This window comes from Pseudomonas sp. PH1b (assembly GCF_000633395.1).
Classification (GTDB): Bacteria; Pseudomonadota; Gammaproteobacteria; order Pseudomonadales; family Pseudomonadaceae; genus Aquipseudomonas.
On sequence record NZ_AYMU01000015.1, the window covers coordinates 134249 to 144620 of the forward strand.

The window sequence follows — 10372 nt, forward strand, 5'->3', positions numbered from 1 at the left end:
ACGGAGCTAATGTTACCGCCGCTAAATCGATATAAAAGTTCATAAACACAATGGTAATAATCAACAGAATTGATTGTTTGCCCCGAAGGCTCTAGCCCGGGCATTTCCGCCGATGGCTTTTGCACCAGGCTGGGTATTTTCGACCCACTTGTGCGTCACGCCGGGGCGGTTCGAGGTAACACAAAGCTGCCTGAATGATCAGGAATACGGGTTTTTGCGCCGGATCGGGCACCCGGATTAAACCTGCGCGGGCTTTGTCAGTCGTAGTTTTCATGGCCGGTGGTTTTTCCATCGGCGTTTCATCGATGCGTCGTAGTTTGGCGCCCAGTTGTGTTCAGGAGCCTCGTGCAATGACGCGCACTCGTAAAATTCTCGCCTGGACGGTCACCAGCCTGATCCTGCTCGTGGCAGTGTTGGTGTTGGTGATTGCGTTCTTCGATTGGAACCGGATCAAACCAACCCTCAATGCCAAGGTCTCCGAGGAGTTGCACCGGCCGTTCGCGATCAATGGTGACTTGTCGGTGGTCTGGCAGCGCGAGCCCGACGAGGGCGGCTGGCGCGCCTGGGTGCCCTGGCCGCACGTGGTGGCCCAGGACCTGACGCTGGGCAACCCGGACTGGTCCAAGGCGCCGCAGATGGTCAGCCTCAAGCAGGTCGAGCTGCGTATTTCCCCCCTGGCCCTGTTGGCGCAGCGGGTGAGCATTCCGCGCATCGATCTCACCGAGCCTGATGCGGCCTTGCAGCGCCTGGCCGACGGCCGCGCCAACTGGACCTTCAAGTTCGACCCCAAGGACCCCAGCGCCGAGCCTTCCAACTGGACGGTGGACATCGGCGCCATCGGCTTCGACAAGGGGCATGTGACCCTGGATGACCAGAGCCTGAAGACCCAACTGGACCTGCAAGTGGAACTGCTCGGCAAACCGATTCCCTTCAGTGACATCGTCGGAGAGAACGAGGCGAAGAAAATCGCCGAGAAAGGCGCTGAACCCCAGGCCTATGCCTTTGCCCTCAAGGTCAAGGGCCAGTACCACGGGCAGAAGCTCGCCGGCACCGGCAAGGTGGGTGGCTTGCTGGCGCTGCAGGACGAGCGCAAGCCCTTTCCATTGCAGGCCCAGGCGCAGATTGGCGACACCAGGGTGGAGCTGCGGGGCAGCCTGACCGACCCGCTGAACCTCGGTGCCCTGGACCTGCGCCTGAAGCTGGCCGGCGCCAGCCTGGGCAATCTCTACCCGCTGACCGGGGTGACCCTGCCGGATTCGCCGCCGTACTCCACCGACGGCCACCTGACGGCCAAGCTGCACGACCCGGCAGGTGCGACCTTCAGCTACCAGGATTTCAACGGCAAGATCGGCGACAGCGACATCCACGGCAACCTGACCTATGTCGCCAGCCAGCCGCGGCCCAAGCTCAGCGGCGCGCTGGTGTCCAACCAGTTGCTGTTTGCCGACCTGGCGCCGCTGATCGGTGCCGACTCCAATGCCAAGCAGAAGGCCCGCGGTGGTGAAAGCAAGCAGCCGGCGGACAAGGTGCTGCCGGTGGAAGAGTTCCGTACCGAGCGCTGGCGGGATATGGATGCCGATGTCGAGTTCACCGGCAAGCGCATCGTCCACAGCGCCGAGCTGCCGTTCACCGATCTGTACACTCACCTGGTGCTCAACGACGGCCAGCTCAGCCTGGAGCCCCTGCGTTTCGGCGTGGCCGGCGGCAAGCTCGATGCCCAGGTGCGTCTCAACGGCCGTACCACGCCGTTGGAAGGCCGGGCCAGGCTGACCGCGCGCAACTTCAAGCTCAAGCAACTGTTCCCCACCTTCGAGCCAATGAAGACCAGCTTCGGCGAGCTCAACGGCGATGCCGATCTCGCCGGTCGCGGCAACTCGGTGGCGGCTCTGCTGGGCAGCGCCAACGGCGACCTGAAGATGTTGATCAATGATGGCGCCATCAGCCGCGGCCTGATGGAAATCGCCGGCCTCAACGTCGGCAACTATGTGGTCGGCAAGATGTTTGGCGACAAGGAAGTGAAGATCAATTGCGCCGCCGCCGACTTCGGCATCAAGACCGGCCTGGCCACTTCGCGGCTGTTCGTCTTCGACACCGAGAACGCGATCATCTACATCGATGGCACGGCCAACATGGCCACCGAGCAACTGGATTTGACCATCACTCCGGAGTCCAAGGGCCTGCGCCTGTTTTCCCTGCGCTCGCCGCTCTATGTGCAAGGCAAGTTCATCAAGCCCAGTGCCGGGGTCAAGGCTGTGCCCCTGGTATTGCGCGGTGCCGGGATGCTGGCGCTGGGCGTGATTGCCGGGCCGGCGGCGGGCCTGCTGGCGCTGGTGGCGCCCAGTGGCGATGAGCCCAACCAGTGTGCGCCCCTGCTGGAACAGATGCGTTCGGGCAAGGCGCCGGTGACGGTCAAACCCACCCGTTGAGACAGCTGGCGGGCAGGGCCCGGCCACAAAAAAGCCAGTGCGCCGCCAAGCGCACTGGCCCTGGAGTGGTTGCTAGAGGTCGTTGAGGATGTCCGCCATGTCATCGGCGTGTTCTTCTTCCTGGGCGAGGATTTCCTCGAACAAGCGGCGAGTGGTGGGATCCTTGTCACCGATGTACTGAATGATCTCGCGGTAGCTGTCGATGGCGATCCGCTCCGCCACCAGGTCTTCGTAGACCATCTCCTTCAGGGTGTTGCCGGCCACGTACTGGGCATGGGAGTGCTTGGACAGCAGGTCGGGGTTGAACTCCGGCTCGCCGCCGAGCTGGACGATGCGCTCGGCCAGTTTGTCGGCGTGCTCGGCTTCCTGGGTGGCGTGCTCGAGGAACTCGTCGGCGGCCACGCTGGCCTTGAGGCCGTTGGCCATGAAGTAGTGGCGCTTGTAGCGCAGGACACAGACCAGTTCGGTGGCCAGCGACTCGTTTAACAGGCGCAGCACCTGTTCACGGTCGGCGTTGTAGCCCTCGGTCACGGCGCCGTTTTCCACGTGTTGGCGGGCGCGTTCGCGCAGGCTTTTTACATCAGACAAATGCTTGTCGCTCATCTCGATCTCCTGGAGGCTAATCCGATTGCGCCAGGCTCTGTTGGCCTGGTCGCTACCTAGGGTGTGAGTGGCGGGCGAGGCAAAAAGTTTTATCGAATGTGGCCGGTGGTCGCTGGCGCGCGCTGGCGGGCCCGGAGCTCAACTGCGGCTCAGCAGCGGATGCCCGGCCAGAAGTGACTCTTCCTGCAGCCACTGGAAGAATGCCCGCACCGGCGGGTGCCGCTCGCGTCCCGGCACGCACAGGGCGCTATAGCCGGCGCCGTCCACCAGGACCTCGGGCCGATAGGCCTGCAGCAGGCCGCTGGCCACGCTCTGGGACACCAGGATGTTGCTTGCCAGCACCAGCCCCTGGCCGGCGATGGCGGCTTGCAGGGCGTACTGTTCCTCGTCGTAGGAGCGGATCAGCGGACGGTCATCGAGCCAGTTTTCCCCGGCCTGGGCGCACCAGGCTTGCCAGCCATCGGCATAGAGACTGGAGTTGCGCCAATGCACGCTGATCAGGGCCGGCCGCTGGGTCCTGGCCAGGGCCACCTGTTGCGGCGAGCCGTAGACGGCAAAGCGTTCGTCAAACAGGCACAGGCCGTGGAGGTTCAGGTAACCGTCCTGGCTGTAGCGGATCGCCAGGTCGATGCTCGCGTCCTGTTGCAGGTCCACCACCTCGCACCGGGTGTCCAGGCGCAGGCTGATACCGGGGTGCCGGGCATAGAAACGTCCCAGTCGCGGTACCAGCCACAGGGCGGCGAAGGCGGCCGTGGTGGAAACGGTCAACTGTGTGCTGCTGGGCTTGGGGCGCAGGGTATCGACGCTCTGTGCCACGTCCAGCAGCGCGCCATGCAGGCTGTGGAACAGCCGGTTGCCGGACTCGGTCAGGCGCACCTGACGCGGCAGGCGCTCGAACAGGGGGACCCCCAGCCAGTGCTCGAGGCTGCGGATCTGATGGGACACCGCCGTGGGGGTTACCGCTAGGTCTTCGGCGGCGGCCTTGAAGCTCAGCAGGCGTGCGGCGGATTCAAAGGTCCGCAGGGCGGTGAGGGGCAGGTGGGCAAACATGCTGTGCTCCATGGATGAGCTGAATTCATCCGAATGAATATTTACTCATTTGTTGGCGAGTCGCTGAGCTCTTAGCTTTAGCGCGAATGCAGGCCGGAGTTCAAGGCCTTTCCAGTCCAGCTCAGTGAGTAAAACAGATGAGTACAGTTCTTGCGATTCACGGCAGCCCGCGAGGCGAGCGTTCCCATAGCCGGCGTCTGACCGAGGCCTTTCTACACGCCTGGCAAGCAGCCAACCCCGCGGGCAGCCTGACTCGGCGCGAGGTCGGCCGAGGTTCGCTGCCTCATGTCAGCGAGGCGTTTATCGCCGCTGCCTTTTATCCACAGCCTGAAGCGCGACCGCTGTCGATGCAGGCCGACCTGGCCTTGAGCGACGAACTGGTGAAGGAGTTGCTCGGCCATCAGCGCCTGGTGATCTCGGCGCCCATGCACAACTTCAGCGTGCCCAGCGGGATCAAGGCCTGGGTCGATCACATCGTGCGCCTGGGGTTGACCTTCAACACCCTGCAGGACAACGGCGTGGCCCAGTATCAGCCCCTGGTCCAGGACAAGAAGGTGTTGATCGTCACCTGTCGCGGTGGCGGTGGCTTTGGTCCGGGAGGTGAGTTCGAAGCGTTCAACCATGCCGATCGCTGGTTGCGCACGGCCCTGGGCTTCATCGGTATCGAGGACGTCACGGTGATTGCCGCCGAGGGCGAAGAGTCGGTGGCCGAGAGGTTCGAGCAGTCCTGCGCGCAAGCGCAAGAGCGCCTCCTGGCCCTGGCCCGGACCTTCTGAGGAGCACGCCATGGCCTGGTTGTTTCTGCTGTTGGCGGCGGCCTTCGAGGTCACTTTCGCCATGGGCATGAAGTACGCCGAGGGTTTCACCCGGCCCTGGCCTTCCCTGGTGACCGTGGTGGCTGCGGTGGGCGGCATCTACTTCCTGACCCTGGCCATGCGCGAATTGCCGGTGAGCGTGGCCTACCCGATCTGGACCGCCATCGGCACCCTGGGCACGGTGCTGCTGGGGTTCGCGCTGCTGGGAGAGAGCCTGACGCCGGTCAAGCTGGTGTCGGTGGGCTTGATTGTCGCCGGGGTGATCGGACTCAAGTAGGGAGAGGGCCTGTCATGGCTCTGTCGTCAAAGTGTCACGGAGACTGACGACGCCCTTGGTTATGGTCTAGTTTTCAGCCTGGGCCCATCGAGGTCATCACAAGGATGTCGCTGCATGTCCCAAGAGCTTGCCACGCGTTACCCCCTGGTGCTGGTGCCTGGCATGCTCGGCTTCGTCCGGCTGCTGCTGTACCCCTATTGGTACGGTATCGTCCCGGCCTTGTGCCAGGGCGGGGCCCGGGTGTTCCCGGTGCAGGTCTCGCCGCTCAACTCCAGTGAGGTGCGTGGCGAGCAACTGCTGGTCCAGATCCAGCGGATCATGGCCGAGACCGGCGCCGACAAGGTCAACCTGATCGGGCATAGCCAGGGCGCGCTGACCGCCCGCTACGCGGCCGCCCGCCGCCCGGACTGGGTCGCCTCGGTGACGTCGGTGGCAGGCCCCAACCACGGTTCCGAGCTGGCCGACTACCTGCAGCGGCATTCCCCTGCCCATAGCCTGCGGGGGCGAGTGCTGAGCCTGGTGCTGCGTGGCGTCTCGGCGTTGATGACACTGTTGGAGACCGGCTATCGCGGGCCGAAGCTGGCGGTGGATATCCATGCCTCGCACCAGTCCCTGACCACCGAGGGCGTGGCGCTGTTCAATCGCCAGTACCCCCAGGGGCTGCCCCAGACCTGGGGCGGACAGGGGCCGGAAGAGGTCGCCGGGGTGCGCTACTACTCCTGGTCCGGCACCTTGCAGCCAGGCAAGACCAACCGTGGCCGCAACCTGTTCGACGGCACCAACCGCAGCTGCCGGCTGTTTGCCCGAACCTTCGTCCGCGAGGCCGGGCAGTGTGACGGCATGGTCGGGCGCTACAGCTCGCACCTGGGGCAGGTCATCGGCGACGACTATCCGCTGGATCACTTCGATATCGTCAACCAGTCCCTGGGGCTGGTGGGCAAGGGCGCCGAGCCGATCCGCCTGTTTGTCGAACATGCCCGGCGCCTGAAAGCTGCCGGTGTCTGAGGCGATCCGGGGGCCAAGGGCCGGCGTGCAGCGATGCGCGCCATTGGCCGGGCTCGGCCCGAGCCTTCAGGATTTGCAGCTGGCGACCGCGCACTGGTTGCGGCCCAGGACTGTGGTCCAGCGCTCCGACAGAATGACCCCACCCAGGGTCAGCAGGCCGCCTACCAGATGGAACCACGCCAGTTGCTCATGCAGTACCACCGCGGCAATCAGCGCCGTGATCAGTGGCAGCAGATTGAAAAACAGCGTGGTCCGGCTTGGTCCCAGGCGTGCCACCGCCTGCATCCAGGCCAGGGGCGCGAGCATCGAGGCCAGCAGGCAGGCATAGAGCACCAGCGGGATGTTCTGCAGGTTCGGCCCGACCTTGGGCGAGGCGAGGAACAACGGCAGCAGCACCAGTACCGCCACCAGCACCTGCAGGTACAGCAGCACCAGCGGCGGCAGGCGCAGTTGCCACTTCTTCAACAGGGTGCTGTAGATCGCGTAGGCCAGGGTGGCCACCAGCATCATCGCGTCCCCCAGGTTGACTCCATGCTGCAGCAGGGCGGCCAGGCTGCCGGAAGACACCACCACCAGCACGCCGGCGAAGGACAGCACCGCGCCCACCAGGGCTCCGGCAGTCAGGCGCTGGCCGAGGGCGGCGATGGCCATGGCCAGGGACATCAACGGCATCAGGGACAGGATGATGCCCATGTTGGTGGCTGAGGTCAGGGTCGCGGCGTAGTAGGCCAGGCTCTGGTACACCGCCATGCCGAGTACGCCAAGGATGAAGATCCGCCCCAGGTTGGGACGGATCACCGACCAGTGGCGGATCACCGGCCTGAGCATGAAAGGGGTGAACAGCAGGCCCGCCAGCAACCAGCGATAGAAGCCGATCTCCGCGGGAAAGATGGCGCCCACGGCGAGTTTGTTGATCACGGTATTGCCGGCCCAGATGAAGATGGCCAGCAGGGGATAAGCGTATTGCATGGAAACAACCAGAAAGTTGATGAGGGCTGATTATCCCCTGTCCGGATCAATGCCTATACTGCGATCCAGACAACCCGCCCTTGCATCCGGACAGCATGAGCAAAAAACACATCGATCTCCTGGATTTCCACGGGCTGCCTGCGCCGGTGTACTTCCGCTATGCCGACTTCGCCGCCCACAGCCATGCCCTGGAGCACCGCCATCCCTGGGGCTGCCTGGAGTATTCGGCCCATGGCGTGATGCACATGGAAATTGCCGGGCAGCGCTTCATGTCGCCGCCGCAATACGCGATCTGGGTACCGCCGTACACCGCCCACAGTTTCTACACCCCGCAGCCGATCAACTACCGCGCAGTGCTGCTGGCGCCGGACCTCTGCCAGGGATTGCCGCAGCAGGGCAGTACCTTGGCCATCAGCGACATTCTCAAGGCGATCCTCAAGGATTTTGCCGCCCGCGACGTACAGGTTCCCGAGGGCGCGGCCGACTTGCGTCTGGCCCAGGTGCTGCTGGATCAACTGCGCCAGGCGCCGGTGCATACCTGCTACCTGCCGTACGCCAGCAGCCCTGACCTGGCCCGGGTGCTCCAGGCCCTGCAGGATGACCCCGGCAACAGTCAGCCCCTGGCGCATTGGGCACAGCAGGCTCACGTCAGCGAGCGCACCCTGGCCCGGCAATTCGTTCGTGAGCTGGGCATGAGCTTCGGCGAGTGGCGCCAGCGCCAGCGCTTTCTGGCTGCGATCGAGGCCCTGGAACGTGCACGCAGCGTCCAGGAAATCGCCTTTGACATGGGCTACAGCAGCGCCTCGGCGTTTATCGCGATGTTCCAGCGCCAGGCAGGCTGCACCCCGGAGCAATACCGCCGGGCCAGCCTGCAGAACAGGTGAAGGTGTAACAGGCTTTGTCTACACTGCGCAGGAGGCCGTGCCCGTCGGTGCGGTGACCAGGAGAAAACTCCATGAAGATGTTGCGTATCCCTTTGTTGATGGTGGGCCTGCTGCTCTGCTCCCAAGGTTTTGCCGCCACTGCCCAGCAAAACAAGATGACCACCTGTAACGCCGAGGCTACCGCCAAGACCCTCAAGGGCGACGAGCGCAAGGCCTTCATGAGCACCTGCCTCAAGGCGGCTCCGGCCGCTGCCGCGACACCTTCCACCCCTCAGGAAAGAATGAAATCGTGCAACGCCACCGCCACCACCCAGGCCCTCAAAGGCGATGCGCGCAAGGCGTTCATGAGTGATTGCCTGAAGAAAAAGTGAGCCTGAATCGATGGGGCCAAGGTATCCGGGCCGGTACAGGGCCTTGGTCTGCATCGGTTTTGATGATTTCAGGATCATAAAAGTTATTTAATTTCAATGAGATAAGTCAGAAAGTTGCCATTCGTCGCTTTTTTTAATGTCATAAATTTTACATTTAGACTTGATTCCCTTCGAAAACAGGTGCCGGGATGCACCGCGCGGCCGCTCTAGTACTGGCGTCTGCGAATCAAGGGAATGCAAAGCATGTCGCGTTTTGGCTGGTTCAGGCCTGTAGTAGCGTTTTGTGCTTTATCTGGCTCGTTGACCCTCAGCGCCGCGCCGCTGCAGACGCCGGGTGACCGAGATCTGATCCGTGATCGCCAGCAGCAGTTGCTGCAAGAACAGCAAAAGCGCCTCGACGAACTGCAGCAACTGCCGGGCAAGACCTTGCCCCCCGAACCTGCTCCGCAACCTGGCGAGCAGCGTTGCTTCACCATCAAGACCGTGGTTCTCAAAGGTGCCGACCACCTCTCGGCGGCCGACCAGGAACGCCTGGTGGCGCCCTATCGCGACCAGTGCCTGTCGGTGGCGCAGATCAACACCCTGCTCAAGGCCATTACCCACCACTACCTGGAACGGGGCTACGTCACCACCCGCGCCTATCTGCCTGCCCAGGAGCTGGCGTCGGGGCAGTTGATCATCGTCATCGTCGAGGGCCGCCTGGAAAGCCTGGACAGCTCGGCCCTGGCCAGTTCCCGAGAGTTGGCCATGGCCTTTCCCGGGGCCACCGGCGAGGTGCTGAACCTGCGGGAGCTGGAACAGTTGGTGGATCAGCTGAGCCGCCTGCCTTCGCGTCAGGTCGAGTTGGAGCTGGCCCCGGGGGAGAAACTGGGCGACAGCCGCGTCGGCCTCAAGGGCCAGCGTCTGAAGCCGTGGCGGGTGTCGGCGACGCGCAACAACGATGGCGATAAAAGCACCGGCGAGCAGCAGATGGGCGTCGGCCTGGATTGGGACAGCCCCCTGGGGCTGGCGGACCAGTTGAGCCTGCGGGCCAACCAGGATGCGGTCAGCGACCGCTGGCGCCACTCCGACAACCAGAGCCTCTACTACAGCTTGCCCTGGGGCTGGTGGACCTTCAATTACAGCTACAGCCAGAGCTACTACCGCACCCGCAACGATGTCACGGGCTTCAAGTTCGACATGGACGGCGTGAGCAAGAACCAGCAACTGCGCGCCGAACGGGTGCTGCACCGCGACAACCTGAGCAAGACCGGCATGAGCCTGGGCCTCAGCCACCTGCGCACGCGCAACTACATCGATGACAACCTGATCGATGTCTCCAGCAACCGGATCACCGAAACCCAACTGGGCTTCAATCACGGACGCCGCATCGGCAACGCCCTGGTCAACGCCGACATTGGCTGGCAACAAGGCATCGGCGCACTGGATGCCCAGGCCAGCGGCCACCCCCAGGGCAGCGAGCCGGTGTCGCGCTACAACAAATACAGCCTGACCCTGAGCTACCTGCAGCCGTTGCGGCTGTGGGGCGAGAACTTCAGTTTCGACAGCCTGGCCACCGGCCAGCGCAGTGAGGATGTGCTGTTCAGCCCCCAGCGGATCAGTCTGGGCGGGCTCAATTCGGTTCGTGGCTTCCAGGACCAGAGCCTGTCCGGCAACAGCGGTGGCTACTGGCGCAATCAGCTGCGCTGGCGCCGTGCGGTGACCTGGCCGGTGCTGCAGCCGTTCCTCCAGGAATACGGCATGGCGTTCGCCTATGACGTTGGCGTGATCAAGGCCGATCGCTACAACCATGACGCCAGGGGCCGGATGACCGGCAACGCTTTCGAACTCAATACCCGCGGCCAGTACCTGGCCGCGTCTGTCAGTTTCGCGCGCTCCCTGGAGCGACCGGCAATCATCGAGCGGCGAGAACATCCGGTGTACTTCCGGGTAGACCTGTTCTTCTGACCTGACTCAAACGTTATTGGATGGA

Annotated in this window: 10 protein-coding genes; 7 read left to right on the plus strand and 3 right to left on the minus strand. The window is 63.7% G+C overall.

Features of this window, described 5'->3' with window-relative positions:
- The first annotated feature begins 350 nt into the window (after positions 1 to 350).
- Entirely contained in the window at positions 351 to 2426 is a 2076-nt protein-coding gene (locus U873_RS0123180) for an AsmA family protein (RefSeq protein ID WP_025130509.1), read from the plus strand.
- Positions 2427 to 2498: 72 nt separating this feature from the next.
- On the opposite strand, the gene U873_RS0123185 is transcribed toward U873_RS0123180, so the two are convergent.
- Both U873_RS0123185 and U873_RS0123190 read right to left on the minus strand, forming a co-directional pair.
- Positions 2499 to 3029, minus strand: coding sequence for a bacterioferritin (locus U873_RS0123185; RefSeq protein ID WP_025130510.1), 531 nt, complete (start codon positions 3027 to 3029; stop codon positions 2499 to 2501).
- Positions 3030 to 3167: 138 nt separating this feature from the next.
- On the minus strand, positions 3168 to 4091 hold the full coding sequence (locus tag U873_RS0123190; RefSeq protein WP_177330303.1) for a LysR substrate-binding domain-containing protein: 924 nt from the start codon (positions 4089 to 4091) through the stop codon (positions 3168 to 3170).
- Positions 4092 to 4216: 125 nt separating this feature from the next.
- On the opposite strand from U873_RS0123190, the gene U873_RS0123195 reads away from it, so the two are divergent.
- The 3 genes from U873_RS0123195 to U873_RS0123205 all read left to right on the plus strand — a co-directional run bounded on the left by U873_RS0123195 (position 4217) and on the right by U873_RS0123205 (position 6176).
- Positions 4217 to 4855 (plus strand): FMN-dependent NADH-azoreductase, encoded by a 639-nt coding sequence (locus U873_RS0123195; protein WP_025130512.1) that lies wholly within the window; start codon positions 4217 to 4219, stop codon positions 4853 to 4855.
- A 10-nt stretch (positions 4856 to 4865) separates the two neighbouring features.
- Positions 4866 to 5171: a multidrug efflux SMR transporter gene (locus tag U873_RS0123200; RefSeq protein ID WP_025130513.1), complete on the plus strand. Its 306-nt coding sequence runs from the start codon at positions 4866 to 4868 to the stop codon at positions 5169 to 5171.
- 114 nt (positions 5172 to 5285) lie between these two features.
- Positions 5286 to 6176: a triacylglycerol lipase gene (locus U873_RS0123205; RefSeq protein WP_025130514.1), complete on the plus strand. Its 891-nt coding sequence runs from the start codon at positions 5286 to 5288 to the stop codon at positions 6174 to 6176.
- A 66-nt stretch (positions 6177 to 6242) separates the two neighbouring features.
- Here U873_RS0123205 and U873_RS0123210 read toward each other — a convergent pair whose 3' ends face one another.
- Entirely contained in the window at positions 6243 to 7145 is a 903-nt protein-coding gene (locus U873_RS0123210; protein WP_025130515.1) for a DMT family transporter, read from the minus strand.
- 95 nt (positions 7146 to 7240) lie between these two features.
- Between U873_RS0123210 and U873_RS0123215 the strand changes: the two genes are divergently transcribed.
- From U873_RS0123215 to U873_RS0123225, 3 genes are all read left to right on the plus strand, one after another.
- Positions 7241 to 8029, plus strand: a complete 789-nt coding sequence (locus tag U873_RS0123215; RefSeq protein WP_025130516.1) for a helix-turn-helix transcriptional regulator — start codon at positions 7241 to 7243, stop codon at positions 8027 to 8029.
- 71 nt (positions 8030 to 8100) lie between these two features.
- Complete coding sequence (locus U873_RS0123220) at positions 8101 to 8400, plus strand: PsiF family protein (protein ID WP_025130517.1); 300 nt, start codon at positions 8101 to 8103, stop codon at positions 8398 to 8400.
- A gap of 243 nt (positions 8401 to 8643) precedes the next feature.
- Positions 8644 to 10347, plus strand: coding sequence for a ShlB/FhaC/HecB family hemolysin secretion/activation protein (locus U873_RS0123225; RefSeq protein ID WP_025130518.1), 1704 nt, complete (start codon positions 8644 to 8646; stop codon positions 10345 to 10347).
- The last annotated feature ends 25 nt before the right edge of the window (positions 10348 to 10372 follow it).